We start from the raw sequence: 25,339 nt of genomic DNA, 5'->3' as shown, positions 1-25,339 counted from the left end.
CATCAACGGGCGCTTGCCGGGGCACCGTAGACAATGCCTCTTCCCACCGTGCTCATGTACACCACGCCTTCGGCATTCATGTCGCCCACGACGAATTGGCCGTTGCCGGGGCCGCCGAACTGGTGCGCGTCGTCGTTGATGCGGATCCAGCTCGCACCGGCGTCGGCAGAACGGTAGAGGCCCCGCTTGCCGCCACCGGCAGCGCCCCAGATGAACACCGTGGGATAGCTCGCGCCAGCGAGCGCCTTGCCGAACCCCACCGCACTGCAGAAGGTCACGCCGGACAGCCGGCCGAAGGAGGCACCGGCGTTGGTGGAGCGCGCCAGGCCGCCGTCTTTCAGTGCGACCCACACGTCGCCCTCGCGGCCGGGGGCGACGCCCAGCCTCGCAGAGCCGCCGGCGGCAAGCGTTGCTGCGACCGCGAAGCTGGCGCCGCCGTCATTGCTTGTCAGCACCTCGCCGCTGCCGCCGTCGTACGCGTAGAACCTGCCGGTTTTCACCGGGTCGGCCACCGGCCGCACCGCACGCCGGCCCAGGCCGGATACCGCGTTCCACGTCGGGCTTGCGTTGGCAAAGTCGGTCGAGCGGTAGGTGCTGGCGACGCCGCCGGCGGTCATCGTGTGCAGCAGCGTGCCGCCGTCCGCCGACAGCGCGACTGCGCCGTCGGTGATCGACGCCGCATTGACCATCGGCACCTGCGTCCAGGTGGCGCCGGTGTCGGCAGAGCGGTACATCTTCTCGCCTCCGACGCGAACGACGGCTGAGGTGTTGACCGCCGCGACCGCCAGCCCGGAGGTGGTGCCGATGCGTGGCGTGTGGATCGGCGCATAGGCGGAGATGTCGGTGTGGCGGTAGCCGTCGTAGTCTCCGATCACCGACAGCAGCGGTCCCCCGGGGACACTCACCAGCCCGAGGGCCACCGTCTCCTCCAGTCCCTTGACGGCAAAGGTCCAGGTCGTCGGCACCGCATCCAGGTCGGCCGTGCGGAAGACGCCGTTGCCCGAGGTGACCCATGCGACCTTGCTGTCGAACGGATCGAGCTCGATGCTGTTCGCCCAGTGGATGGTGTTGCCGCCCACCCAGCTCACCCCGCCGGCGTCGAGGGCGAAGCCGCGGGAGACCACATCGGTCCACGCGCTGCCGCCGTTGGTCGTGACGAAGAAATGATCGCCCCAGCCGCTGCCCTGCTGCATCCAGTTGTTGATGGTGGATACCAGCACCCGCTGCGGGTTCTTGGCGTCGATGGAGACACCGGAGAACGCACCGGCGATGCCGGCTGGCGTGACGTTGGTCCAGGTGCCGCTGGCGACGGCGTATTTCCACACCTGGCCGGCATCCATCGGTTCAGGCGGAGTCAGGTTCCTCGAGTCTCCGTGCGGGCCGGATCCATTGGCGTAGGTGATGTAGAGGTTTCCATCGCCGGCCAGTGCGGCGCGTTGGGGGATGAGTCCGGACGGCGCGTTGACCACGGCGCTGAAGGTGGCGCCGGCGTCGTTGCTGCGATAGAGGTTCGGGGCCACCGACCCGTAGCGCGACACGCCCACGAAGATGCGCTGCGCGATGCCGTTGGCCACGCTGGAGGGATCCAGGAGGACGAAGCTGACACCGGCTTCGTTGGGGGTGCCGGTCACGGGCAACGCATTCACGCGGGCAAAACTTGCGCCGGCATCGACGCTCTTGAACAAGCCGTTGTTGCGGGAGCCGACATAGAGCACGTTGCTGCTGGCCGGATCGACCTGGATCTTCTCGCCGTTGCCGCGCCCCATGCCATTGCCATTGACACGGAATTGCGCGCTGACGTCGGTGATGCGCGAGAAGGTTGCGCCGTAGTCGGCAGATCGCATCACCACCGTCTTTCCGTTGCTGAAATACGAGGTTCCGGCGAGCACGTAGAGCACGGCCGGGTCCTTGGCGTCCAGGGTCATCGATTCCACGCCCATCAGGCCGACGTCGTCCTCCGACAGGCCGTCGAGCAACGGCACCCACCGTCCGGCGGCGTTGTCCCAGCGGTACGCGCCGCCGACGTCGGTGCGCGCGTAGAACAAGTTCCGCTGCGTCTTGCTCGGGATCACGGCCGTCACGAACCCTCCGCCCCCGATCGCAACATTGCCCCAGCGGTAGGACTGGGTCGACGGCGCAGGTGCGGGCGCCGGTGCGGGCGCAGGCGCCGGTGCCGGTGCTGGTGCTGGTGCGGGAGCGGGAGCGGGAGCGGGTGCCGGTGCGGGGGCCGGCGCAGGCGCAGGCGCAGGCGCCGGTGCCGGTGCCGGTGCCGGTGCGGGTGCGGGTGCGGGTGCGGGTGTCGGGGCCGGCGTGTCGCCACCATCGCCGCCACAGGCAGCCACCAGGGTCGCGGTGACGATGGAGAGAACGGTGACTCGTTTGCTGTACTTGTTCATGGGGGCGAACAGGGGCTGGTTTGTTGATGGATTGGTGCTGCGGGGCAGATCACGGGACAGGTGAGGCAACGGCTCCAGCACCACGGCAGCGCGTGGCGCGCCAGTTGCCGGGCGGCAGCAAGCCAGCCAGAGGGGCCTCACCCCGCGGGTCGCCGAGCGGCCCACGCTGCCTACCGCGCCCGGATCAATCCGAGGCGATACGGAAGACGCTCGTAGCCCGCAGTCGAACTTGGGTCGACCCCTTGATACAGGAACTGCATGTTGCAGGCGTTGATGGTGAGCGTTTCGTCGTAGCCGGCGCGAATCATTTCGCCGTGGCTGATGTCATTCGTCCATTTCGGGCCGTCGAACGAGACGTTTGCGGCGCCCGCGAAGGGGGCGGACTGCTTGTCTGCCAAGGCAGTCCAGGGGCCATCCAGGCTGGTCGACGTCCAGGACCTGAAATAGCGCGGCCCGTAGGCCTCGACCAGCAAGAGGTACTTGTTCGTGCCTTCGACCTTGTACACGTTGCTGGCTTCGAACAGGTTGCCCACCACCGGGTCAGCCATCACCACTTCGTAGCCGGAAAAATTGGGGAAGTTGCCGATGGCCGTCTTGGAGCGATAGAGCTTCCCGTCGTCGCCGGAGAAGAACAGATGGCAATTGGCACTGTCGCAGATGACCCAGTAGTCGAGTCCGTTGCCGGGACCGCCGCTCAGCAGGGACTTGGGCGCGCTCCATCCGTCGGGATTGGCAATGTCGGTATTGGTGGAGTACTTGGCGCCCCATTGCGAAATCAGGTACCACTTGTTGTGCGGCCGGAAGTAGAAAACCTGCGGCGCAACTGAGTCGCCCGAGGGCTTGTTGGCCAGCGGCACCTGTACCGCGCTTGCGGCCTTCGAGAAGTCGCTGAAATTCATGTAGACCGCGCTCCACGCGTCCCTCGACGTATCGAAGACCGTCGCAAAGACGTGGTAGAGATTGTTGTAGCGAACGATCGTTGGATCCTTGATCGACACGAAGTTGGCCGATTGCGGCGCAATCAGGGCCTGCGTAGAGACCCATTCAAAAGTAGAAGGCAGATCGCAGGGCGCAGGTGCGGGTGCGGGCGCAGGCGCAGGGGCAGGYGCGGGCGCAGGGGCAGGCGCTGGCGCAGGGGCAGGCGCTGGCGCAGGGGCAGGCGCTGGCGCAGGGGCAGGCGCTGGCGCAGGGGCAGGCGCTGGCGCAGGGGCGGGTGCTGCCCCAACTGCCGCCGTGGTGTCCGAGTCGTGGCCTCCGCCGCAGGCAGACAGCACCATGGCGCACAGCAGTGCGCTTGTTGCGGTGGCGCGTTTGGGGCGCTTGGGGCGTTGGCCTGGCATGCTCATCGTGAAGATCCTGTTGCGTCAAAGTTGGCGCGGCACGCCCATGTCAGTCGACATGCCGTGCCCTCGATTTCGGCGCTAGTGTCTGAGTCGCGATGCCAGGAAAACTGACGAAACTTGCGGACTCGCCGGAGGCCACGCGGGGTGTTGGCACAGCGAGACGTCATGCAACAGGATGCAAATCACCCTCGGATCGGATGCCGTCGAATCCAGTCGGCAAGTAGCGTAAATGGAGCCAGAGCGACGAAATTCGACAGCGTCGCGCTCCGTCAGCCACCGACCCAGCGTTCCTCTGAGTGCTTGAGGTGCGTGTGCATCGCGGATTGGGCGGCCAGTGGGTCACGCGCTTCGATGGCACGAAGAATGGCCTCGTGCTCCTTCAGCGCGAGGTTCCAGGTGCGGGCGTTCTCGTAGCGTGAACTGATCTTGGCCGAGATGGGGCTGTGACGTTCGTCGAACAGCTCCGCCACGATCCGCACCATCACCGAGTTGCCGCTCATCTCGGCGATCGTCAGGTGGAACTGCCGGTCGTGGTCGATCGGAATGCGGCGCTTGGCAACCTCGCTGCGCATGCCCGCGACGATTTCGCGCAGGCGCAGCAGCGCCGACTCGGTCCCGTGTGCGCAGGCGAGCATGACCACCGAACCCTCGAACGCTGCCCGCGCCTGCATGAGCTCGCTCGGGCTTTCGCCCAACGCGGCCGTCGTCTCGGTCGCTCGTTCCGCTCGGGGGCACACATACACGCCGGATCCGCTTCGAATCTCCACGCTGCCTTCGACGTCGAGGGCGATCAAGGCTTCGCGCAGCGAGGGCCGCGACACACCCAATTGCTGCGCCAGATCACGCTCCGGCGGCAGCCGCGTGCCGGTGTCGAAACCGCCTTGCTGGATGAGCTCGCGGATCTGGTCGGCGATCTGCTGGTAGAGCCGGCGGGGCTCGACCTGCTTCAACTGAAGGGTCATGGCGTGTCCGGGAAATTGGCCTGACCATGATAGCGACATCGTTTGCCCGATGCCGCCTCCGACGCAGCAACGCACGGGCAGATTCAGGGAATGTCCCAGGTTCCCCGCCAAGTCTTGGTCAGGCCAAATCGCAAATGGTTGGTAAGGTGGTTTGACCAACCAATGATCTTTTTGAACCCGAAACCCGACGGGAGACACGACTTGCAGCTTCACGCAGAGCCAGCCGGCACGGTGGATTCGCCACACCGCGCATCGCCCGAACCCTTGCTGAGCCTGCACGGCATCGGCAAGCGATTCCTCGCGGTGACCGCGCTGCACGGCGTGAGCTTCGAACTGCGCCGCGGCGAAGTGCATGCCGTGTGCGGCGAGAACGGCGCAGGCAAATCGACGCTCATGAAGATCGTCAGCGGACAGCTGCAGCCCGACGAGGGACACATCGCGTTCAAGGGCACGCGAATCCGCTTTGCCTCGACCCGCGAGGCTGAAGCAGTCGGCATCGCGATGATTCACCAGGAGCTCAATCTCGTACCCCACCTGTCGGTGGCCGAGAACATCTTCCTGGCCCGCGAGCCGAGCCGGGGCGGGTGGATCGACCGGGCGAAACTTCATGCCGGCGCCACGGCCTGCCTGCAGCGGCTGGGCGTGGACATCGCCCCGACTCGCCTGGTGCGCACGCTGTCGGTGGCGCAGCGACAGATGGTCGAGATCGCCAAGGCGCTGTCGCTGAATGCGGAAGTTCTCATCATGGACGAGCCCACCTCGTCGCTCACCGAGACGGAAACCGAACAGCTCTTCAAGGTCATCCACGAGCTCAAGCGCGCCGGCGTCGGCGTGGTCTACATCTCTCACCGGCTCGACGAAATGGCGTACATCGTCGACCGCGTGACGGTGTTGCGCGACGGCCGCCACGTGAGCACCGATGACTTCGCCGCGACGACGGTCGACAGCATCGTCGAGAGAATGGTCGGCCGCCCGCTGGAGGACAAGTTCCCGCCCGCCACGCGAGTGCCGACCACCGAGGTCCTGATGTCGGTGCGCGACCTGACGCGCAAGCAGGCGTTCGAAGGCATCGGCTTTGAACTGCGGCGCGGAGAAATCCTCGGCTTTGCAGGACTCCTGGGGGCCGGCCGCACCGAGGCCGCGCGAGCGGTCTTTGGCGCGGACCCCCCGGACGCCGGCATCGTGCAGCTGGGCGACAAGGTGCTGCGCATCCGGTCACCGCGTGATGCGATCCGCCATGGCATTGCCTACCTGTCGGAAGACCGCAAGCACGACGGCCTGGCGATCGACATGCCGCTGGCGCACAACGTCAGCATGGCCAACATGGCGGCAGTGTCGGGTCGTGCGGGCTTCATCCGTTTCAGGGAGGAAGAGGCGTGCGCCCGGCGCTTCGTCGACACGCTGGCCATTCGCACGCCGTCCGCGCGCCAGTTGGTGCGACTGCTGTCGGGCGGCAACCAGCAGAAGGTCGTGATCGCCAAGTGGCTGTTCCGCGACTCGCGCGTGCTGTTCTTCGACGAACCCACGCGCGGCATCGACGTGGGCGCGAAGTACGCCATCTACCAACTGCTCGACGAACTCGCCGCGCAAGGCATCGGCGTGGTGCTCATCAGCTCGGAGCTGCCCGAAATCCTGGGCATGACCGATCGCGTGGTCGTTTTCCATGCCGGGCGCATCACCGGCACGCTCGACACGCGCAGGACTTCGCAGGAAGAGATCATGCATTTCGCCTCGGGCCGGCCGGCGCGCGCGGCCGCATGACAAGGCCAGGCACCCCATGACCGACAAGCAGAAGGACCTGTTCCAGAAGTTCGCAGCGCTCGCGAGCCTGATCGCGCTCACTGCGGTGTTCTCGTTCGTGAGCGACTCGTTCTTCTCCGTCGGCAACGGCATGACGGTCGCGCTGCAGGTGACATCCATCGCCTACCTCGGCATCGGCGCAACCTGCGTGATCATCACCGGCGGGATCGACCTGTCGGTGGGCGCCATTCTCGCGTTGTCGGGCGTCGTCGCCGCGCTGGCCGTGAAGGCGGGCATGCCGGTGCCGCTGGGCATGCTGTGCGGGCTCGCGGTGGGGGCCTTGTGCGGGCTCGTCAACGGCCTGTGCGTGACCCTGCTCAAGCTGCCGCCGTTCATCGCGACGCTGGGAATGATGATGGTCGCGCGCGGCGTGGCGCTGCAGATCACCGATGCCAAGGCCATCGGCGGACTCGGCGAGGGATTCGCGACACTCGGCAACGGCTCGCTGGCACGCATCGTCAAGGTCGGCACCGACGGATTTCCGGACGTCGTGTTTCCGGGCATTCCCTACCCGGTGCTGCTGATGATCGCCCTGGCCATCGCGGTGGCGGTGCTGCTCAACCGCACCACGCTCGGCCGTTTCATCTATGCCATCGGTTCGAACACCGAGGCGGCGCGCCTGTCGGGCGTGGACGTGCGCGGCGTCACCGTCTTTGCCTACGTGCTGTCGGGAACGCTCGCGGGCCTGACGGGCTGCGTTCTCATGTCGCGCCTGGTCACGGCCCAACCGAGCGAAGGCCTGATGTACGAGCTCGATGCGATCGCCGCCGCGGTGATCGGCGGAACCTCGCTGTCGGGCGGCGTCGGGACGATATCGGGCACCGTCATCGGCGCCTTCGTGATCGGCATCCTGCGCAACGGTCTGAACATGGGCGGCGTGTCTGCCTTCACGCAGCAAATCATCATCGGTCTGGTCATCCTGCTCACCGTGTGGATCGACCAGATGCGTCATCGCAGATGACACCTCACCGGCAGGCCCGCCCGGGAATTGGAGAGAGACAAGCTCGTTCATCAAGAGGACTGACATGAATAAATTCCTGACCACCCTGTTCGCATCCACGTTCCTGTTCGCCGCTTCTGCGGCATCGTCCGCAGACAAGGAGATCGCCGTCATCGTGAAGACCGCGAACTCGGATTTCTGGCAGAACGTGAAGAAGGGGTCGACCGCGGCCGCCGGCGAGCTCAAGGGCTACACCGCCAGTTTCCAGGGGGCGGCGTCGGACACCGATCTCGCCGGCCAGGTTGCGCTGGTCGAGAACGCGGTGAACCGCAAGGTGGCGGCCATCGTGCTCGCGCCGTCCGATCCCGATGCGCTGATTCCCGCGATGAAGAAAGCCTGGGAGGCCAAGATCCCGGTGATCCTGATCGACTCCGCGGCCAGCGACGCGGGCAAGGACTACTACCAGTCCTTCCTCGCCACCGACAACAAGAAGGCGGGCGAACTGTGCGCACAGGCCCTGATCGACAAGGTCGGCACGACAGGCAAGATCGCGATCATGTCGTACACGGCAGGCTCCGGGTCGGAGATCGGCCGTGTCGGCGGCTTCCGCAAGTACATCGAGGCCCACTCGAAGCTGCAGGTCGTGGGCCCGTTCTACTCGAACTCGCAGATGGGAACGGCGTTGAACCAGACCACGGACGTTCTCGCGGCGAACACCGACCTGAAAGGCATCTTCGGCGCCAACGAGCCGACCGCGATCGGCATGGGCCGCGCGCTCGTGCAGTCGGGCAAGGCCGGCAAGGTGGTGGCCATCGGCTTCGACGGCAACGGCGACCTGCAAGGCTTMATCAAGGACGGCACGCTCGAAGCCATCGCCGTGCAAAGCGCCTACCAAATGGGCCACCTGGGCGTGAAGACCGCGGTTGAAGCGAGCCAAGGCAAGAGCGTGCCGAAGTTCCGCGACACCGGCGTGGTGATGGTGACAAAGAAGAACATCGACTCCACCGAAGCGAAGAACGTCCTGTACTGATCGACTCAAAGGGAGCGTCATGCTGACCGTGATCTGCGACACCCCCGGCACCTTGCGTGTCGTGGACAGGGAGATCCCCCTGCGCGGTGAAGGGGAGGTACTGCTGCGGGTGCGGCGGGTGGGGGTGTGCGGCACCGACCTGCACATCTTCACCGGCCACCAACCCTATCTCGAGTACCCCCGCGTGATGGGCCACGAGTTCTCCGGCACCGTCGCCGAAGCGCCAGCCGACAGCGCGCTGGCGGTCGATGACCCGGTGTTCGTGATGCCCTACCTGTCGTGCGGCCGCTGCATCGCATGCCGCCTGGGAAAGACCAACTGCTGCGTGGCCATCCAGGTGCTGGGCGTCCACCGCGACGGGGCCTTCACCGAGTACATCAGCGTTCCCCAAGCCTTTGTCCACAAGGCAGAAGGCGTCACGCTCGACCAGGCGGCGATGCTCGAGTTCCTGGCCATCGGCGCGCACGCTGTGCGGCGCGGCGATGTCCAGGCCGGCCAGCGCGTGCTGGTCGTCGGCACCGGACCCATCGGCATGGCGGCACTGACCTTCGCCGTCCTGCGCGGCGCCACCGTCACCGCGCTCGACACGCGCCGCGATCGCGTCGACTTCTGCTGCGGGCACCTCGGAGCGCAGGCCGGGGTGATGATCGGCAACAGCGACGAAGCGGAGCTGTCGCGGCTGACCGGCGGCGAGTTCTTCGACGTCGTGTTCGACGCCACCGGCAACGCCCGCGCCATGGAACGCGGCTTTCGCTTCATCGCCCACGGCGGCAAGTACGTGCTGGTCTCCGTCGTGCGCGACAACATCGCCTTCGCCGATCCCGAGTTCCACAAGCGCGAGGCGACCCTGCTGGGCAGCCGCAACGCCACGATGGAGGATTTCGAGACCGTGCTCGCCGCCATGCGTGCGGGCAGGATCCCGGACGAGGCCCTGAACACCCATCGGCTCGCACTCGCGAACCTGCCCGCCGACTTCGTGCAGCTGCTCGACCCGTCGCGAGGCGTGGTCAAGGCCATCGTCGAGTGCTGAGGGTTCGCACCATGACGTTGCCCATCCTTCAATTCGGCACCGGCCGCTTCCTGCAGGCGCACGTCGACCTGTTCGTGTCGCAAGCGCTCGCGCGGGGAGAAGCCCTCGGAGGAATCGCCGTCGTGCAGACGACGGGCAGCGCGCAGAGCACGGCCCGAACGGCGGCGCTGGCCGGCGGCGCAGGCTATGCCGTCGAGGTTCGCGGCCTGCTGGACGGGCGCCGCGTGTCCGAGACCGTGCGCGTCGACTCGGTGCGGCAGGCCTGGCATGCGGACACCCATTGGCCGCAGGTCATGGCGTCCGTCGCGACGGACGTCCGCGTCATCGTCTCGAACACGGGCGAGCGCGGCTACACGCTCGATCCCGCCGATGGGCCGTCCCTGTTGTCCGGTGCCGGCACGGCCGCGCCGCGCAGCTTCCCTGCGAAACTGGCCGTGCTGCTGTATCGCCGCTGGCGGCATCAGCCGGGCGGTGGCCCGTCGCTGTTCCCCTGCGAGCTCGTGCCGCGCAATGGCGATACCTTGCGCGCGGTCGTCTGCGAACTCGCGAAGTCGTGGCAGGCACCGGCTTCCTTCATCGACTACCTGCACGATGAATGCGTGTGGGTCAACTCGCTGGTCGATCGCATCGTGTCGGAGCCCCTGGTTCCGGTCGGTGCGGTCGCCGAGCCGTATGCCCTGTGGGCGATCGAGCGGCAGCGCGGAATGGTGCTGCCGTGCACGCACCCGGCCATCGTCCTGACCGACGAACTGGGGCGCTTCGAGCGATTGAAGCTGATGCTGCTGAACCTCGGCCACACGTTCCTCGCCGAACGCTGGCTTGCCGACGGGCGGCCGCGCGATGAAACCGTTCTGCAGGCGATGAGCGATGCGTCGTTGCGCGCCGAGCTGGAAGCGGTCTGGAACGACGAGGCGATGCCGGTGTTCGACGCCCTCGGCGAAGGCCGCGAGGCGCGCGACTACCTGGTCGTTCTTCGCGATCGCCTGCTCAATCCCTTTCTGGCTCACCGGCTTGCCGACATCGCGCAGAACCACGCATCGAAGAAGCAGGCGCGCATCGGCCTGCTGCTGTCCCATGCGGACAAGCTGGGACTGCCGCCGATGCAGAGGAGGCTGAGGACGGCCATGGCCACCGTTGAGGAGCTGCATTCATGAAGCGAACCCGTGAGGGCAGGGGCCGGATGCTCGTCACGGGCGCGGCCGGCAAGGTGGGGCAGGCCTTCCTCGCGCGCGCGCTGCACGATCCGGCGTTCGACCGCTTCGTGTTTCGCGCATTCACGCATCGACGGGCACTCGAGGCGCACGATCGCCTCGAATGCGTGCAAGGCTCGATCCAGAACCGCGTCGACGTCGAGCGCGCCCTGGACGGCGTGACCCACGTGTTGCACCTGGCCACCAGCAAGGAGACGCCCGACGACGTGATGGACGTGGCCGTGAAGGGCATGTTCTGGATGCTCGAGGCCTGCCGCAGCAGCCCGGGCTTCGAACAGTTCCTGCTCGTCGGTGGCGATGCGGGCGTGGGCCACTTCTTCTATCCGCACCCGGTGCCCGTCGTCGAGACGCAGCCGCACAGCGCCTATCCCGGCTGCTATGCCTTGTCGAAGGTGCTCGAAGAAGTGATGCTGCAGCAGTACTTCATCCAGTACGGCCTCAACGGCTGCTGCCTTCGCGCACCCTGGATCATGGAGAAGGACGACTTCAGGTTCCAGCTGTCCTTCGGCCCCGATGTGTTCGGCGGGCTGCGCTGGTGCGAGCTGGTCGGAGCCGAAGCGGCGGCTGCACACGTCGCCAGCGGCGCGGTGCCCGTGATGCTCGACGAGGCAGGGGTGCCGGTGCAGCGCAATTTCGTGCATGTGGACGACCTCGTCGATGCCATCTGCATCGCGGTCGATCACCCTCGGGCGCGGCAGCAACTGATGAACATCGCCATGGACGAGCCGATCGACTACGGCGCGCTGGGCGACTACCTCGCTCGCACGCGAGGCGTGCCGCTCGTGCCCGTCAGGACGCCATACCACTCGACCTGGCTCGACAACACCAAGGCCAGGTTTCTGCTCGGCTGGCGACCGAAGTACGACATGGCCAGGCTGGTCGAGGCAGCGTGGTCGTATCGCCGCGCCCTCGACGACCCGCGCCAGGTCTGGTACCCGGGCTGAGGCCCGCGGCATCACTCGAACCCGGGTGGCATTCCGCCATGCCGGCCTGTGCTGTTCCATCGGAAGGAGACATCATGCAGATGAACAAGAGAACGCTGGTAGCCGCCATGTTCGCCGCGGCGGGCTTGTCGCTGGTTCCCCGCTTGTGTGCTGCCGCAGGCAAGCGACTGGTGATCGGTTTCGCGCAGACCGGCGCGGAGAGCGAATGGCGCACGGCGAACACCGAATCGGTGAAGTCCGCGGCGAAGGCCGCCGACGTCGAGCTGAAATTCTCCGATGGGCAGCAGAAGCAGGAGAACCAGATCAAGGCGATCCGGGCCTTCATCGCGCAGAAGGTCGACGTGATCATCCTCGCGCCGCTGGTGACGACCGGCTGGGACACGGTGCTGAAGGAAGCGAAGGCGGCGAAGATTCCGGTCATCCTCGAGAGCCGCAACGTCGAGGTCAAGGACCCGACGACCTGGGTTTCCTTCGTCGGTTCTGATTTCGTCGAGGAAGGGCGACGCGCCGCCCGCTGGCTGCTCGACCACACCAAGGACACGAAGGGCGACGTCAACATCGTCGAGCTCCAGGGCACCGTCGGCTCGGACCCTGCGAACGACCGCAAGAAGGGCTTCGAGGAGGTGATCAAGACGGATCCACGCTACAAGGTCATTCGATCGCAGACCGGGGACTTCACGCGTTCGAAGGGCAAGGAGGTGATGGAAGCCTTCTTGAAAGCTGAAGGCAGGAAGATCAACGTCCTCTACGCACACAACGACGACATGGCGATCGGCGCCATCCAGGCCATCGAAGAGACGGGGCTGAAGCCGGGCAAGGACATTCTCGTCATCGGGGTCGACGCGGTGAAGGGCGCCTTCGAGGCCATGATGGCCGGCAAGATGAACGTGTCGGTCGAATGCAGCCCGCTGCTCGGGCCGCAGCTGATGGAGGCCGCCAGGAAGGCCGCAGCGGGGGAAACACTGCCTCGCTGGATCAAGACCAACGAGGGCGTGTTCCCGCAAGAGGTCGCGGCCAAGGAGTTTCCGAACCGGAAGTACTGAGATTGGATCCTGGCAGCGTGGAGCCCGGTGAAGTGCCAAAGAACGCAATCCACTCGTTCTTTGACGCGCAACTCTTTGCAAAGGTATGAACGCCGCATCCGACTAACAGCCTTCTCCCAGTCGCCTGGCGATGATGGCCCGCTTGGTGATGAGGGTCTTCATGAACATCTTTCCCTCCAGCGTTTGCGACWGTGTGGCCGCCTCGGCGCCGAGGCGACCCCTGCCTGCCCCTTGCACGATGACTCCCATGGGGCCTTCACAGATGGCCTTCCACGATGACTCTCCACCCTCGCGATGGACATCTTCGAACTTGCACTTGGACGCCCGGCCGCCGGTGTTGCGCATGGCAGATTCGACCAGCGTCTGTTCCGGGGCCGCGCGAAGCGACTCGACCGCGAGGCAAGTGCGGCCCGTCTTCGTGCCGCCACCGCCGGGCCCGCCTTCGGTGGTGACGGTGAACTCCCAAAGCCCGGCGCCTGGGACGGGGGCAGGGGCGGAGGCGGCGGATGCCGCGGCAACGGACGACGCAGGCGGCGTGGCGGTTTGCGCAGTGGCAGACATGGCCATCGGCATGGCGGCGAGAAGGAAGGGAAGTGAACTCGACGGATTGAACATGACAACTCCCTGGATTCAGATTGCAACCTGCGCCAGCGCGTTGCTGAGGACTTGCAGGTGCGGGCATGATCACCCGCAAAGACTTTCCGAGCCCTTTCGGGAGTGGGTGGAGATGTCTTCGACGCAGGTGATGATCACCGGGATCACCAGGAGGCTCAGGAGAGTCGACGAGACCAGCCCCCCGATCACGACGATGGCCATCGGCGACCGGAAGCTCGGGTCGCTGCCCCAGCCGAGCGCCACCGGCAGCATGCCTGCTCCCATCGCGATGGTGGTCATGACGATAGGGCGCGCGCGYTTGCGGCACGCATCAATGACCGCGTCCGAGCGTCTGAGGCCATGTTGCTCACGCGCGATGACGGCGTAGTCGACCAACAGGATCGAGTTCTTCGTTGCGATACCCATCAGCATGATCAGACCGATCATCGCCGGCATCGACATCGCCGAGCCCGTCAGGTACAGCGCCAGGAAGGCGCCCGGCACCGACAGCACCAGGGCAGCGAGGATCGTGACCGGCTGCACGAAGTCCTTGAACAGCAGTACCAGCACGACGTAGATGCACATCACGCCAGTGAGCATGGCGATGCCGAAACCGGCAGCGAGATCGCCCATCTGTTCGGCGTCGCCACTCGGGCTGCGCTTCACGCCTTGCGGCAATTGACGCAAGCTGGGCAGGGCCAGAGCCGCCTGCTCCACCTCGCCCAGGGGTCGACCGTTCAGCTCGACCGACAGGTTGATGTTTCGCGTTCGGTCATGTCGGGTGATCTCGGCAGGACCGCTGCCGATCTCCAGCGTCGCCACGTTCTCCAGTGCGACGGGTCCGCGCGCTCCCGGCACGGGCAGCCTCTTGAGGGTGTCGATGTCGCGGCGAGCCGCACTCGCCAGCTTCACCACCACGGGCACCTGGCGCTCACCGAGGTTGAGCTTGGCAAGTTCCTGGGCGTTGTCGCCGGCCGTCGCCACGCGCAGCGTCTCTGCGATTCCCGATGACGTGACGCCCAGGTCGGCAGCGCGTGCGAAGTCGGGGCGAATCACCAGCTCGGGCTGCACGAGGGCGGCCGTGGAAGTGACCGCGCCGACGCCGGGGATGGAGCGCAGTTCGCGCTCCACCTTTGCAGCGTGCCGGAGCAGCACGCGGCCATCGTCGCCGGCCAGTACCATCGAGTAGGTTTCGCTGGAGCCGCCCCCACCGACGGTGACACGTGCCCCAGGCAAGCGCACCAGCGCCTCGCGAAACTGCTGCTCGATCTGCTGCTGATTGACGTCTCGGTCGTTGCGATGCGACAGTTTCACGGTCAACACGGCATTGCGCATGTTGCCGGCCGCCGGGGCGCCGTCATCCGGACCCGAGTCACCCTGGCCGGCTCCGATCGCGGTGTAGATGGTCTTGGCGTGCTCGTTCTGGCGCACGATCTCGCGCGCCTGCTCGGCCATGGCAAGCGTCTGGCTGAGCGTGCTGCCGGGAGGCAATGTCACGGAAACCTGGGTCTGCGACTTGTCCTCGGCCGGGATGAACTCGCCCGRCAGCGTGGACGCGAGGAACAGCCCGAAGCCGGAGAACGCGACCGCCGCACTCACCGTCAGCGCGCGGTGTCGCAAGCACCAGCGCGTCCAGCCCAGGTAGCGCCCGATCCAGCCAGGTTCGCGCTCGGCCAGGTCCTTTGGGGCCTTGAGCGAGTAGGCCGCCATCATTGGCGTGAGCATCCGGGCGACAACCAATGAGAAGAACACGGCGATGGCCGCCGTCCAGCCGAATTGCACGAAGATCCTGCCAACGACGCCGTTCATGAAGGCCGTGGGCAGAAACACCGCGATCAGCGTGAAGGTCGTGGCGATGACCGCCAAGCCGATTTCGTCGGCCGCTTCCGTCGCGGCCTGACAGGGCTTCTTGCCCATGCGCATGTGGCGCGCGATGTTCTCCACCTCGACGATGGCGTCATCCACCAGCACGCCGATCACCAGCGACAGCGACAGCAGCGTCACGACGTTCAGCGTGAAGCCCATCAGGTGCATGACCACGAACGTGGGAATGGCCGACAGCGGCAAGGCGACGGCAGCAACGAAGGTGGAGCGCCAGTCGCGCAGGAAGATGAAGACCACCAGCACCGCCAGCGCCGCACCTTCGAAGAGAAGGCTCATCGAACCGTCGTAGTTCTCCTTCACCAGGTCGGTCGTGTTGATGACTTCGACAACCTCGACCTGCGGATGAGCGGCCTTCAATTCCTGAAGCGCCGCACGCACGTCACGTGCGACATCCAGTTCGCCCGCTCCACTCGATCGCCTGACTTCGAAGCCCACCACCGGCTTGCCGTCGAGCAGCGCTGCGGAACGTGGATCGGCAACGCCATCGACTACCGTCGCGATCTGGCCGAGTCGAAGGTGCCGACCGTCCGCGAGCACGAGATCGACGGCGGCCAGTTCCTCTGCCGACTGCACGGTGGCAATGGTGCGCACCTCCTGCTCGGAGCCCCCCAGGTCGGCGCGGCCGCCCGCCGCCTCTTGCTGTACTTGGCGAAGCTGGCGCGAGATGTCGGCCGCCGAGGCGTTGAGCGCCAGCAGCCGTGCCGGATCGAGTTCGACACGCACCTCGCGAGTGACGCCACCCACGCGGCTGATCGCGCCGACACCCGGCACGGCGAGCAGGGCCTTGTTGAGCTGGTTGTCCACGAACCACGACAGCGCCTCTTCGTCCATTCGCGAAGACGCCACCGCATAAGTGAGGACGGCCCCGTCGGCGATCACGGTCTTCTTGATGACCGGGTCGCGCAGATCCGCCGGCAGGTCGCCCCGAACCCGCGCCACCGCGTCGCGCACATCGTCCACCGCCTCCTGGGTTGGCTTCTCGAGATCGAAGCCGACGGAGATGTTGGCGGTACTGTCGGCCAACGTGCTGCTGATGTGCTTGACACCCTGCACCGTGGCCAGTGCGTTCTCGATCTTGCGTGCGACCTCGCTCTCCAACTGCGACGGCGAAGCTCCCGGCATCGATGCCGTGATAGTCACCCTGGGCAGGGCGATGTCCGGCATGTCCTGAACCTTCATGGCCCTGAAGCCCATGAGCCCGGCGAGGGTGAGAAGGATGAAGAGCAGGATTGCGGGGGTCGGATTGCGGATCGACCAGGATGAAACGTTGAGGTTCATGGCCATGCATGGACCACGCGCACCAAGTCGCCATCGCCCAGGAAGGCGCCCCCCGTGGCGATGACCGGGCTGGCGGCATCCAGGCCCGCCAGGATCTCGATACGGCCTCCCACGCGCCTGCCGACTGCGACCTTGGTCTGCAGCACCCTGGAGTCGGCCCCGACCCGCTGAACATAGTGGAACCCGTCGCGCTGCAGGACGGCTGTCTGTGGCAGCGTCAACGCCGGGCTGCCCGCGCTTGCCTCGATCTCGCCACGTGCGAACATGCCTGCCCGCGCCGCGCCGCCCGCGGGAAGGTCGACGTACACGAGCCCGTTGCGCGTCTGCGTGTCCACGGCGGGTGCCACCATGCGCAGCTTGCCGTTGATGGACGTTCCGCCCACCGGCGTCAGGGTCACGGTCAAACCTGGTTTGAGCCGCGCGAGTTCAGGGGCGGCAACCTCGGCCCGCCATTCGAGTCGGCCCTGCCGTATGAGGCGGAACAGCTCTTGTCCGGCGGGGAGCACCGCACCGACCGTCGCGCTGCGGGCGGAGATCACACCGTCGTCGGGCGCCAGCACCTGGGTCTGCGCGAGGCGCAGTTCCTGAACCTCGACGACAGCTCTGGCGGCCTTCAGGCGCGCGTACGCCGTGCGCTCCGCGGTCTGGTGTTGGCTGATCTGCTGTGCCGAGAGCGCACCGGTGGCTTGCAGGTAGCGTGATCGCTGCGCATTCTCTACAGCCTCGCCCAGTACCGACTCAGCCTCGGCCAGCGCGGCACGGCCTTGCGCGAGTTCGGCGACGACCGTGGCTGCCGCGAACGAGGCCACCCGCTGACCGCGCCGCACGACGTCGCCGACGTTCACATTCACCTCGGTCAGGCGCAAGCCGTTCGCCTCGCTGCCTACACTCGCCTCCTGCCAGGCCGTGATGTTCCCGTTTGCGGGAATGCGGATCGGCAACGTCTCGGTCTGCGGCAACGTGACGGTCACGGTCAACGCGGACTTGGCTACGACCGGCTCGCGCTGCGGCTGACTGTTGGCATCCTGCACGGCGATCGCCACGGCGATACCGACGAACGTCGCGACAACGGGGGCGGCGACCAGGAAGATGCGGGTCGATCGGGTCATGCTGTGATCCTGTGTGCCGCACATCGCGTCGGTTGCCCGCGGTCGTGCAGCGGTGAATGTGAAAAGATGGCCCGGCCGGCGCGAAAGCGCTGCAGCGACGGCAACCGAGAAACYCCGTACGACATGCGATCGCTGTGCAGTGGCCGCTGTTGGCACTTGCGCCGGTTCGTTGCCATCTCGGCGCGGCTCTTTCGGTTCGAGACTCGTTCTTCTGCTCATGGGAGGTCATCCAGGATGACGCAATCATCACGACGCGAGCCTTTCCACTTCCTTTCCAATTGATGGAACGGAGGAGGGGGGTTGAAAGTTCTCGGTAAGAGTCGGCGATGAATGATCCGGTTGTCCCAATCATCGATTCAGGAAACCAATGTCGCTATACCGCCCGCCCAGCCTGGGCGCTTTCACTTCGACCTCCCGGACAGTGGGCATGTCCGCTCTGTTCCTTGCGCTGTGTGGCGTTGTCGCAAGCGCCGACGCGCAACCCGCCGGTCCTCGCGGGCCAGGCGGCCCTGGCGGACCCGCGGGCAGCAATTGGGGAGTGGGGCTTGCCGTCGTGAATGCCCAGAAGCCCTACAAAGGGATGGATCGCGAGACGAAGGCGCTTCCCATGATCAGTTTCGAGAATGAGTACGTGAAAATCGGCGCCCTGGGTTTGGAAGCAAAACTTCCCAGCCTCGAACTGGGAGAGTCAGACCGCATCAACTTCAGCATTCTGGGCAAGATGGAACTTGGCGGCTACGAAGCCGATGACGCCCCCATCCTTGCAGGAATGGCCGACCGCAAGGGCGGGTTCTGGGCCGGCGCCAAGGCAGAGTGGGAAAACGATGTGGTCGAGGTCAATGCGCAGTGGCTTGCGGACACATCCGGCAAGAGCAACGGTCAGCGATTCAGCCTGGGCCTCGAGAAGAAGCTTCCCCTGGGCAGGGTGATGCTGGTGCCGCACGTCACGGCCCATTGGCTCGACAAGAAAAACGTGAACTACTACTACGGCGTCCGCGCCGACGAAGCCATCGAGGGCCGTGCGTTCTATGCCGGCAAGGCTGGCGTGAACCTGGAAGCCGGCTTGCGCGCCATGTACCACATCGATCAAAGCCAAGGGATATTGTTCGATGCCTCGGTGACTGGCCTTGCGAAGAGCATCAAGGACAGCCCGATCGTGGACCGTTCCAGTTCGAACCGCGTGCTGCTCGCCTACATGTACCGCTTCTGATGAGCCGGATCCTGCTGGTCGAAGACCACGAGCGACTCGCGCAGCTGGTTTGCGCGGGTCTGGCCACCGCCGGCATCGCCGCCGACCTGGTGGAGCGGATCGACGCTGCGTGGTCTGCTCTTCAGCAGGTATCTTATGGCGCACTGATCCTTGATCGGGGACTGCCGGACGGCGATGGACTCGTTCTGCTGCAACGCCTGCGCGGCGCTGGCTCGAGCATTCCATGTCTCGTCCTGACAGCACGCGATGCCCTGAACGACCGGATCGAGGGCCTGGACGCGGGCGCGGACGACTACCTTCCCAAGCCCTTCGCCATGGAAGAACTGGTGGCACGCGTGCGCGCCTTGCTGCGCCGCCCGGCGCAGTCCGAGCCGCTGAATCCAAGGCACGGCGACCTGATGCTCGTGCCTGCAGACGGAATGCTCAACTGTGGCGAAGAGAACGTTTCCCTGGGGGCTTCGGAGATGCAGATCATGCTGCTGCTGGCGCGCAGGCGCGGCGAGACAGTGCGCCGCTCGGCATTGGAGAACGCAGCCTGGGGTTTGAGCGAGGCGGTCACGCCGAATGCTGTGGATGTGGTGCTTCATCGCCTTCGTCGAAAGTTGCTTGCCATTGGCTCAAACATGAAAATCGTCAATGTGAGGACCTTCGGCTATGCGCTTCGTGAAAAATCCGAGGCTCAATAGCCTCAGCGTAAAGGTGCTTCTCGCCTACGTTGTAGGCGTGGTCCTGAGCATCGTCCTCATCGCGTCGGCCGTCGTGGCGATCGTTGCGACGCAAGGCGACATCCTGTCCGGCAAAGATGTGGCTGAGCTTGCGCGAGGCATGGGCGACATGCTCAGTTTCGACAGCCAGGGCATGCCCGTCGGCTTCGACACCCATGACGACAATCGCTTCGACGAGCGGGCCGACGGCTTCGACGGGTGGCTCTTCGACAGCCTGAAGAGCGAGGCGGCCTACCGCGTGCTGGACACCTCCGGCAAGGTGGTGCTGTCCTCTGCGGCCGGAGCGGCGTTCTGGCCCGCGGACGGACCTGTGCAAGGGCCTGGGCGCTTCGAATTCAAGCACGCGAGCGGCTTGATACGGGGCGCGACCGAGGCTGTCGAGCACAAGGGGCGGGTCTGGTTCCTTCAGGTCGCGGTGAGCACCCGGTTCCTGCAATTCATGTACATCGCGTTTGCCTTGCCATTCATGGTGACTGGCATCATCTTGTTCAGCCTGGTCCTGCTGGTTGTCTTTTGCGCCTGCGCCTTCTTCACGTTGAAGTACACGCTCAGCCCCCTGCGAGAAATATCGGAATCGGCAGCCGCCATCTCGCCGCGCTCGCTGCATGCGCGCTTGGACACCGGCACGGTACCCACCGAGATTGCGCCACTGGTCGATAGCTTCAACCGGGTGCTCGAGCGCCTGGAGCAGGGGTACCGCGTCCAGCGAGAATTCCTCACCACCGCCGCGCATGAACTCAAGACACCGCTGGCACTCATTCGGGCACAGGTCGAACTCAGCGCTCCGAGCCAGGAGCGCAACGCACTGCTGCAGGACGTCCAGCACATGACACGCCAGGTGCAGCAGCTCCTCCACCTGGCTGAAGCGAGCGAAGTGAACAACTATCGGCTCACAACGGTTGACCTGCGGGACCTGGTGCAGGAGGTGGCCGCCTACCTCCAGCGCATGGCGGACACGGCCAACGTACGGCTGGATCTCTCGCAAATGATGGTTGCGGTGCACTGGCAGGCAGACCGCGGGTCGCTGTTCACCCTTCTGAAGAACCTGTTGGAAAACGCCATCCAACATACGCCGGCGGGCACGCGGGTGAGCGTGGAGATCGACACAACGGCGTTGTCGGTGCGCGATTGGGGACCGAGCGTTCCACAAGATCAACTCACGACGATTTTTTCCCGCTTCTGGCGGGGCCCTCATCGCCGCGACACGGGTGCGGGTCTGGGCTTGGCGATCTGTCAGGAGATTGCGCAGGCCCACGGATGGGTGCTTCGCGCAAAGCGTGCCGAGCCAGGGCTGCGGGTCGTGCTGTCGATCCTGGCCACTGATCGGCCTGCGCCGCATGGAGATTACGACGATCGGCCTTGATTCCCTGCTCGGCTGTCATCGCGCGCAGAGGCGACGGCAGGTGAAGCAGCACGAAGCCGCCGACCTCGGTCCGCTGCGTGACGCAGTCGAACCTTGCAAGGACGTCGGTGTCGTCATCGCGCACCGCGACAAAACCGCCGTTCGGTACCAGGCGCCTCAGCGCCTCGGCCGGGGAGGTGACGAACTCCGCCCGACCTGCGCTGTAGAACGAAGCCGAGTGAAGCCGTTCGGTCACGAACACCAGCGGCTCGGCATTCTGGTGGCGCCGTGCTTCCCAGGCGCTGACAACGGCCTTGGCGGAGCTGCTGCCGAAAGTGCCTGCACGCTCGGCGTGGATGAGCAGTCCTAGTGCACTGGCGGTCGACAGTGCCAGGCCCCCGGCAATCCAGGCATGCATGCGTTCTGAGCCGACACGACGCCTCAGCCAATGGCTGGCCAGCAACGCCATCGCCGGGAGGGCCGGCAGCGCATACGGCAGGATGATGTTGCGTGCCGCCGTGAAGAACACGAGCGGCGCCAGTGACCAGCACGCGAGGTAGGCTTGCCATGAGCGCGTGTCGACGTCGGGGCTGGCAGCCTCGGACCGTGGCACACGAGGCGTGGATGCGGCGGCCAGCAGCAGCGGCAGCAGCAGCAGCGGCCAGGGCAGGGTCGAAACAAGGGCGAAGAGCCAGATCGTTCCCGCGGGAAAGGCATGGGCAAAGCCATAGCGGTCGCCGGACCATCCGGGCGTGAGGAAGCGGTGCCAATGTTCACCGACGATGTAGTAGTCGATGAAGCCGGGCGTCTTCAGTTCTGCCGCGATGTACCACCAAACGGCAGCCGCGGTCGTCGCTGCCAGCCCCGGAATCCACGGGACGTCCTTCAGCAAGCGGCGCCACTGTCCTGTCCACACGGCCCAGGCTGCCGTCGGCAAGCCTGCCAGCACGAGCACCAGCGGGCCCTTGGCCAGCAGTCCAATCGCCAGGCCGGCAAACAGCAGGATCACGCCGTCGCGATACCGCGGCCCGTGCAAGGCCTGCCACAGGCCACACAGGGCGAGCGTGGTGCCGACCACGAGGGCTGCGTCGGTCATCACGGCGCCGGCCGATACCAGGGACAGGGACGCACCGCACAGCAGGCCGAGGGTGGCCAGCGGTGGGGTGTCGCGGCGCGACGCCGCCAGTCGGCCGCATGCCGCGGCGACGAACAGCATGCAGAGGAAGTGGGGCAGCCGGGCCGCGAGCTCGTTGACGCCGAACACCTTCATGCTGACCGCGGTGAGCCAGAACGACAGCGGCGGCTTGGCCCAGAACGGCACGCCATGGTCATGCCAAGGCGTGATCCAATCGCCCAGTTCGAGCATCTTGCGGCCGATCTCGGCATAGCGCGCCTCGGTGGTGTCCATCAACGGCAGCCAAGCCATGGCGAAGAGGCGCAGCGTCAACAATGCGGCGATGAGCAGCACCGAGGCCAGCATCCCGGCCTCGGGGCGGACGGACAGCCTGTCACGCGTGCCAGCGCTTTCCATCGCCTTCGACAGGCGACCTGACGGGCTTGTGGCCTGCATCGCTCAGAAGAGATACAGGTAGCCGAATCGGACGCCGTCTTGCCTGGAACGCTCCACCAAGGGGCTGTCCTTGATGCTGGAGCCAAGGCGGGTCGTGCCCAGATCGAGCGAAAGGCTGTGGCGCGGTGCGAGCGAATAGCCGATCCGCACCCCGGCTTCAACGTTCGTCGTGGACTTGCCCGGGTAATACCGACGCGTCGAGGTGGATTCATCCGCGCGCACGCCGTAGTAGTAGTCGACGTACTTGCCGTCGAAGCGGTGGAGTGCGAGGCGCGGCGTGAAGTCGAAGTCTCCGGCCTTGAACTCGCGTTCGATGCTCAGGCTGGCGCGTTTCCCTTTGCTTTTGCTGGAGGCGTCTCCCAGGAGTTCGACGGACAGGGTTGCAATGTCGGTCTTCAAGCTGCTCGCGCCGCCGACCCAGAAGCTCGCCTTGCGCTCGGCCATGCCGGCCAGGTAGGGGGAGTCGCCGGCTTCGTATCCGTCCCCGGCATAGTGCAGCCTCGCGCTGAAGGACAGTGAATCAGTCGACAGCAGCTTCAGATCGAGGGTCGGTCCCATCAGGCTGAACCAGCGGCTGTCGTGGAAGACGAAGGGCAGTGCCTTCGCCTTGTTGTCGAAACTTCGATACGGCTTGCGGTCGTACAGGGTCACGAGGCCGAGGCCCCATTGCGAGCCTTGCCGTTCCTCGTCGGCCTGAGCGGAGAACAGCGTGAGCAAGCCCAGGGCGAGGACACCGGCGCTGACGACGGGACGAACGTTGGAAATCATGGAACTCCAGGGGTGGGTTGAACCGGCCAGCGACTTGTCGCGGTACGTGAGTGCATTGGGGCAGCCGATGCGTGAAGCAATCGTGAAGTTCGCCAAGCGTCCCGGGCCCCCTTTTGCAGGCGGCTTGAGTGAATCAACCGGCAACGGTCAGAATGGACGGCGTTGACGTCCCCCGCTGCGCGGCGATTGCGCACGCGACGTCCATCCATGAGGCCCGTGATGCATCGCGAACGTGTTTTGCTCGTCGAAGACAACCGAGACCTGGCTGCCTCGATCCTGGAGACCCTGGAAGAGTCCGGCTTCGAACCGGACTATGCAAGCGATGGTGCACAGGCGCTGCGGCTGGTGGAGAGCACATCACCCCCGTTCGATGCGGTGCTGCTTGATGTAGGTCTCCCGCGAGTCAGCGGATTCGACGTCTGCACGCGGCTGCGCAGCGATGGTTTTCGTTCACCCATCCTGATGCTCACCGCCCAGGGCTCGCCGGACCAGGTTGTCGAGGGGCTCGACAGGGGAGCTGACGACTACATCGTCAAACCCTTCGAATCCAGGGTGCTGGTCGCTCGGATCCGCGCCGCGATTCGAAGGTTCCTGACCGTCCCGAGCACTGCCGGCGTTGTCCAGGGCGCCGGCCTCACCTTGGACACCAAGCAAGGGAAGCTGCTGATCTCGTCGGGCGAAACCTGCACACTGACGCCGCTGCAAGGACGTCTTCTTCACACCCTGATGCGACACGCGCCACGCGTCGTCTCGCGCGACGAGCTCGAGAGCGCCTTGTGGGGCGATGATGACCGGCCTGCAAGCGACGCATTGCGCACGCATCTCTACCAGCTTCGCCGCCTGATCCACAACGCTGGAGGCCGCGACGTCATCCAGACGCGAGGCAAACAAGGCTATTGCCTGGAGCCCTGATGGCCATCTTCGTCTCCCCCCGCGAGCGGTCGAAGACGCTGTTCGCGCGGATGTGGCACCTGCTGTTGTTGATCCTGGTGTTGACGTTTGCGGTGAACGCGTTTCTCGTGAAGGGAGCGCTGCACCTGGGATCGGACTTCCAGACTGAGCGTCGCCTGCAGCACATCGGTGATTACTGGGCCAAGCAGGCCAAGTTGGAGGAGCCGCTCGGGATCGATCCTGTCACCGTCATCTATCCCCGCTATGACCTGCTCCCGCCCGAGCTGCAGCGGATGTTGTCCCCCGACAAGCGCGGCATCGTCGAGCTCGGCAACCAGGACCTGGACTACTACGTCCTGGCGCAGTCCCACGCGACCGGCCGCGCCTTCTACGTTGTCGAGTCCCACGCTGAGGTCAAACCGACCGAGACCATCGAATCGCAGGTCTTCGTCTGGTACCTGATGGGCGTCGTTCCGTTCGGCCTGCTGCTGCTTTGGCTGTGCAAGAGGATCACCGGACGGGTCACTGCACCGATGCTGGAGGTCGGGCGCATGGTCTCGGCGCGCGATCCCCGCAGCCTCGAGAAGGTCGCACTGCCAGCCAATTCTCCCGTCGAGATCGAGGCCCTCGTCGTCCAGATCAACAGCGCACTGCAGAGAACTGCGGACGTCCTGGATCGGGAGCGCAGTTTCACCCGCTTCGCGAGCCATGAGCTGCGTACGCCGGCGGCGATCGTGCAGGCAGCTCTCGAGCGCATTGAAGCGCACAGCAGGCCCGCGCAGGGACCAGCAATCGAGCGGGCTCGCCGGGGGCTGCGTGACATGCACGCACTGGTTGACACCTTCCTGCAATTGTCCGGCGACACGGTCCGGCCGGTGCCGGACGCGCTGTCGATCGATGAAGCTTGGGTGAGATCCTTGATCCGCCATCTCATGGGCGAGAGCCCCAGCCATGCGTTCTCGGTCCTCGAGCGGCATCCGCTGTTGCTCTCGGCTCCTGCGACGACGGTCCACGTGCTCGTGGCCAACATGCTGAAGAACGCCGTCTTCCACGGTGGCCCGGATCGCATTGAAGTCGTCGTCGACGAGCACAGTATCGAGGTGCGGAACGGGCTTCCCGACACGCCGTCGACGGCAGGCTTCGGCATCGGGACCCAGATCGCGCATCGGATCTGCGAGCGGTTTGGCTGGACATTCACGCTGACGGTGGCAAAGCACCTCGCGGTGGCCCGGTTGTGGGTCCCCCCGAGCTGAAAGCAGGGCCCCGCAC

At 65.7% G+C, this 25,339-nt stretch carries 20 protein-coding genes and 1 pseudogene; 13 read left to right on the top strand and 8 right to left on the bottom strand.

The window, feature by feature from the left end; all coding sequences use genetic code 11:
* Positions 1 to 2: 2 nt before the first annotated feature.
* Positions 3 to 2,081, bottom strand: coding sequence for a beta propeller repeat protein (locus tag AC1DYN_RS03310; protein ID WP_477957674.1), 2,079 nt, complete (start codon positions 2,079 to 2,081; stop codon positions 3 to 5).
* 59 nt (positions 2,082 to 2,140) lie between these two features.
* Between AC1DYN_RS03310 and AC1DYN_RS03305 the strand changes: the two genes are divergently transcribed.
* The gene (locus tag AC1DYN_RS03305) at positions 2,141 to 2,356 is read left to right on the top strand and encodes a hypothetical protein (protein ID WP_477957673.1); all 216 of its coding nucleotides are present in this window, start codon (positions 2,141 to 2,143) and stop codon (positions 2,354 to 2,356) included.
* Positions 2,357 to 2,566: 210 nt separating this feature from the next.
* Here the strand turns inward: AC1DYN_RS03305 and AC1DYN_RS03300 are convergent, their stop codons facing one another.
* Both AC1DYN_RS03300 and AC1DYN_RS03295 read right to left on the bottom strand, forming a co-directional pair.
* Positions 2,567 to 3,673: a glycoside hydrolase family 62 protein gene (locus AC1DYN_RS03300; RefSeq protein ID WP_477957711.1), complete on the bottom strand. Its 1,107-nt coding sequence runs from the start codon at positions 3,671 to 3,673 to the stop codon at positions 2,567 to 2,569.
* A gap of 335 nt (positions 3,674 to 4,008) precedes the next feature.
* On the bottom strand, positions 4,009 to 4,701 hold the full coding sequence (locus tag AC1DYN_RS03295; RefSeq protein WP_477957672.1) for a FadR/GntR family transcriptional regulator: 693 nt from the start codon (positions 4,699 to 4,701) through the stop codon (positions 4,009 to 4,011).
* A 162-nt stretch (positions 4,702 to 4,863) separates the two neighbouring features.
* Here AC1DYN_RS03295 and AC1DYN_RS03290 point away from each other — a divergent pair, with 162 nt between their 5' ends.
* The 7 genes from AC1DYN_RS03290 to AC1DYN_RS03260 all read left to right on the top strand — a co-directional run bounded on the left by AC1DYN_RS03290 (position 4,864) and on the right by AC1DYN_RS03260 (position 12,699).
* Positions 4,864 to 6,462, top strand: coding sequence for a sugar ABC transporter ATP-binding protein (locus AC1DYN_RS03290; protein ID WP_477957671.1), 1,599 nt, complete (start codon positions 4,864 to 4,866; stop codon positions 6,460 to 6,462).
* Between the two features lie 16 nt (positions 6,463 to 6,478).
* Positions 6,479 to 7,462, top strand: coding sequence for an ABC transporter permease (locus tag AC1DYN_RS03285; protein WP_477957710.1), 984 nt, complete (start codon positions 6,479 to 6,481; stop codon positions 7,460 to 7,462).
* Positions 7,463 to 7,526: 64 nt separating this feature from the next.
* A complete protein-coding gene (locus tag AC1DYN_RS03280) occupies positions 7,527 to 8,471 on the top strand; it encodes an ABC transporter substrate-binding protein (protein WP_477957670.1) in 945 nt (314 codons plus the stop codon).
* A gap of 19 nt (positions 8,472 to 8,490) precedes the next feature.
* Positions 8,491 to 9,501: a zinc-binding alcohol dehydrogenase family protein gene (locus tag AC1DYN_RS03275; protein ID WP_477957669.1), complete on the top strand. Its 1,011-nt coding sequence runs from the start codon at positions 8,491 to 8,493 to the stop codon at positions 9,499 to 9,501.
* An 11-nt stretch (positions 9,502 to 9,512) separates the two neighbouring features.
* Positions 9,513 to 10,655 (top strand): mannitol dehydrogenase family protein, encoded by a 1,143-nt coding sequence (locus AC1DYN_RS03270; RefSeq protein WP_477957668.1) that lies wholly within the window; start codon positions 9,513 to 9,515, stop codon positions 10,653 to 10,655.
* Positions 10,652 to 11,656 carry an NAD-dependent epimerase/dehydratase family protein gene (locus tag AC1DYN_RS03265; RefSeq protein WP_477957667.1) on the top strand — a complete coding sequence of 335 codons (1,005 nt, stop codon included), beginning with the start codon at positions 10,652 to 10,654 and terminating at the stop codon, positions 11,654 to 11,656. Before AC1DYN_RS03270 ends, AC1DYN_RS03265 begins: the two co-directional genes overlap by 4 nt.
* A 74-nt stretch (positions 11,657 to 11,730) precedes the next feature.
* The gene (locus AC1DYN_RS03260; protein ID WP_477957666.1) at positions 11,731 to 12,699 is read left to right on the top strand and encodes an ABC transporter substrate-binding protein; all 969 of its coding nucleotides are present in this window, start codon (positions 11,731 to 11,733) and stop codon (positions 12,697 to 12,699) included.
* A gap of 102 nt (positions 12,700 to 12,801) precedes the next feature.
* Here AC1DYN_RS03260 and AC1DYN_RS03255 read toward each other — a convergent pair whose 3' ends face one another.
* From AC1DYN_RS03255 to AC1DYN_RS03245, 3 genes are all read right to left on the bottom strand, one after another.
* On the bottom strand, positions 12,802 to 13,314 hold the full coding sequence (locus AC1DYN_RS03255) for a DUF3617 domain-containing protein (protein ID WP_477957665.1): 513 nt from the start codon (positions 13,312 to 13,314) through the stop codon (positions 12,802 to 12,804).
* Positions 13,315 to 13,383: 69 nt separating this feature from the next.
* Positions 13,384 to 16,455: an efflux RND transporter permease subunit gene (locus AC1DYN_RS03250; RefSeq protein WP_477957709.1), complete on the bottom strand. Its 3,072-nt coding sequence runs from the start codon at positions 16,453 to 16,455 to the stop codon at positions 13,384 to 13,386.
* Entirely contained in the window at positions 16,452 to 17,564 is a 1,113-nt protein-coding gene (locus tag AC1DYN_RS03245) for an efflux RND transporter periplasmic adaptor subunit (RefSeq protein WP_477957664.1), read from the bottom strand. Before AC1DYN_RS03245 ends, AC1DYN_RS03250 begins: the two co-directional genes overlap by 4 nt.
* Before the next feature lie 427 nt (positions 17,565 to 17,991).
* On the opposite strand from AC1DYN_RS03245, the gene AC1DYN_RS03240 reads away from it, so the two are divergent.
* Genes AC1DYN_RS03240 through AC1DYN_RS03230 form a run of 3 tightly spaced genes read left to right on the top strand, consistent with a single transcriptional unit; the run spans position 17,992 to position 20,862 of the window.
* Positions 17,992 to 18,774 (top strand): MipA/OmpV family protein, encoded by a 783-nt coding sequence (locus AC1DYN_RS03240; RefSeq protein ID WP_477957663.1) that lies wholly within the window; start codon positions 17,992 to 17,994, stop codon positions 18,772 to 18,774.
* The gene (locus AC1DYN_RS03235; RefSeq protein WP_477957662.1) at positions 18,774 to 19,460 is read left to right on the top strand and encodes a response regulator transcription factor; all 687 of its coding nucleotides are present in this window, start codon (positions 18,774 to 18,776) and stop codon (positions 19,458 to 19,460) included. The genes AC1DYN_RS03240 and AC1DYN_RS03235 overlap by 1 nt, the downstream gene beginning before the upstream one ends.
* On the top strand, positions 19,429 to 20,862 hold the full coding sequence (locus AC1DYN_RS03230) for a sensor histidine kinase (protein ID WP_477957661.1): 1,434 nt from the start codon (positions 19,429 to 19,431) through the stop codon (positions 20,860 to 20,862). Before AC1DYN_RS03235 ends, AC1DYN_RS03230 begins: the two co-directional genes overlap by 32 nt.
* Positions 20,863 to 21,637: 775 nt before the next feature.
* Here the strand turns inward: AC1DYN_RS03230 and AC1DYN_RS03225 are convergent.
* Both AC1DYN_RS03225 and AC1DYN_RS03220 read right to left on the bottom strand, forming a co-directional pair.
* A pseudogene (locus AC1DYN_RS03225) lies at positions 21,638 to 22,249 on the bottom strand (ArnT family glycosyltransferase); the annotation flags it as partial.
* Positions 22,250 to 22,414: 165 nt separating this feature from the next.
* Positions 22,415 to 23,179, bottom strand: coding sequence for a MipA/OmpV family protein (locus AC1DYN_RS03220; protein WP_477957660.1), 765 nt, complete (start codon positions 23,177 to 23,179; stop codon positions 22,415 to 22,417).
* Between the two features lie 219 nt (positions 23,180 to 23,398).
* Between AC1DYN_RS03220 and AC1DYN_RS03215 the strand changes: the two genes are divergently transcribed.
* Entirely contained in the window at positions 23,399 to 24,091 is a 693-nt protein-coding gene (locus tag AC1DYN_RS03215; protein ID WP_477957659.1) for a response regulator transcription factor, read from the top strand.
* Entirely contained in the window at positions 24,091 to 25,323 is a 1,233-nt protein-coding gene (locus AC1DYN_RS03210) for a sensor histidine kinase (RefSeq protein WP_477957658.1), read from the top strand. The genes AC1DYN_RS03215 and AC1DYN_RS03210 overlap by 1 nt, the downstream gene beginning before the upstream one ends.
* Positions 25,324 to 25,339: the final 16 nt, after the last annotated feature.

This window comes from Rhizobacter sp. P2_D12 (assembly GCF_056404395.1).
The sequence above is the reverse complement of the archived record's forward strand: the minus strand, read 5'-3'. Positions and strand labels throughout refer to the sequence as shown.

Bases quoted from the DNA above. Each gene is read 5' to 3' on its own strand.
- AC1DYN_RS03270 (WP_477957668.1), top strand. From the start codon at position 9,513: ATGACGTTGCCCATCCTTCAATTCGGCACCGGCCGCTTCCTGCAGGCG.
- AC1DYN_RS03260 (WP_477957666.1), top strand. From the start codon at position 11,731: ATGCAGATGAACAAGAGAACGCTGGTAGCCGCCATGTTCGCCGCGGCG.
- AC1DYN_RS03290 (WP_477957671.1), top strand. From the start codon at position 4,864: ATGATCTTTTTGAACCCGAAACCCGACGGGAGACACGACTTGCAGCTT.
- AC1DYN_RS03245 (WP_477957664.1), bottom strand. From the start codon at position 17,564: ATGACCCGATCGACCCGCATCTTCCTGGTCGCCGCCCCCGTTGTCGCG.
- AC1DYN_RS03215 (WP_477957659.1), top strand. From the start codon at position 23,399: ATGCATCGCGAACGTGTTTTGCTCGTCGAAGACAACCGAGACCTGGCT.
- AC1DYN_RS03295 (WP_477957672.1), bottom strand. From the start codon at position 4,701: ATGACCCTTCAGTTGAAGCAGGTCGAGCCCCGCCGGCTCTACCAGCAG.
- AC1DYN_RS03285 (WP_477957710.1), top strand. From the start codon at position 6,479: ATGACCGACAAGCAGAAGGACCTGTTCCAGAAGTTCGCAGCGCTCGCG.
- AC1DYN_RS03235 (WP_477957662.1), top strand. From the start codon at position 18,774: ATGAGCCGGATCCTGCTGGTCGAAGACCACGAGCGACTCGCGCAGCTG.
- AC1DYN_RS03265 (WP_477957667.1), top strand. From the start codon at position 10,652: ATGAAGCGAACCCGTGAGGGCAGGGGCCGGATGCTCGTCACGGGCGCG.
- AC1DYN_RS03230 (WP_477957661.1), top strand. From the start codon at position 19,429: ATGCGCTTCGTGAAAAATCCGAGGCTCAATAGCCTCAGCGTAAAGGTG.
- AC1DYN_RS03275 (WP_477957669.1), top strand. From the start codon at position 8,491: ATGCTGACCGTGATCTGCGACACCCCCGGCACCTTGCGTGTCGTGGAC.
- AC1DYN_RS03220 (WP_477957660.1), bottom strand. From the start codon at position 23,179: ATGATTTCCAACGTTCGTCCCGTCGTCAGCGCCGGTGTCCTCGCCCTG.
- AC1DYN_RS03210 (WP_477957658.1), top strand. From the start codon at position 24,091: ATGGCCATCTTCGTCTCCCCCCGCGAGCGGTCGAAGACGCTGTTCGCG.
- AC1DYN_RS03240 (WP_477957663.1), top strand. From the start codon at position 17,992: ATGTCCGCTCTGTTCCTTGCGCTGTGTGGCGTTGTCGCAAGCGCCGAC.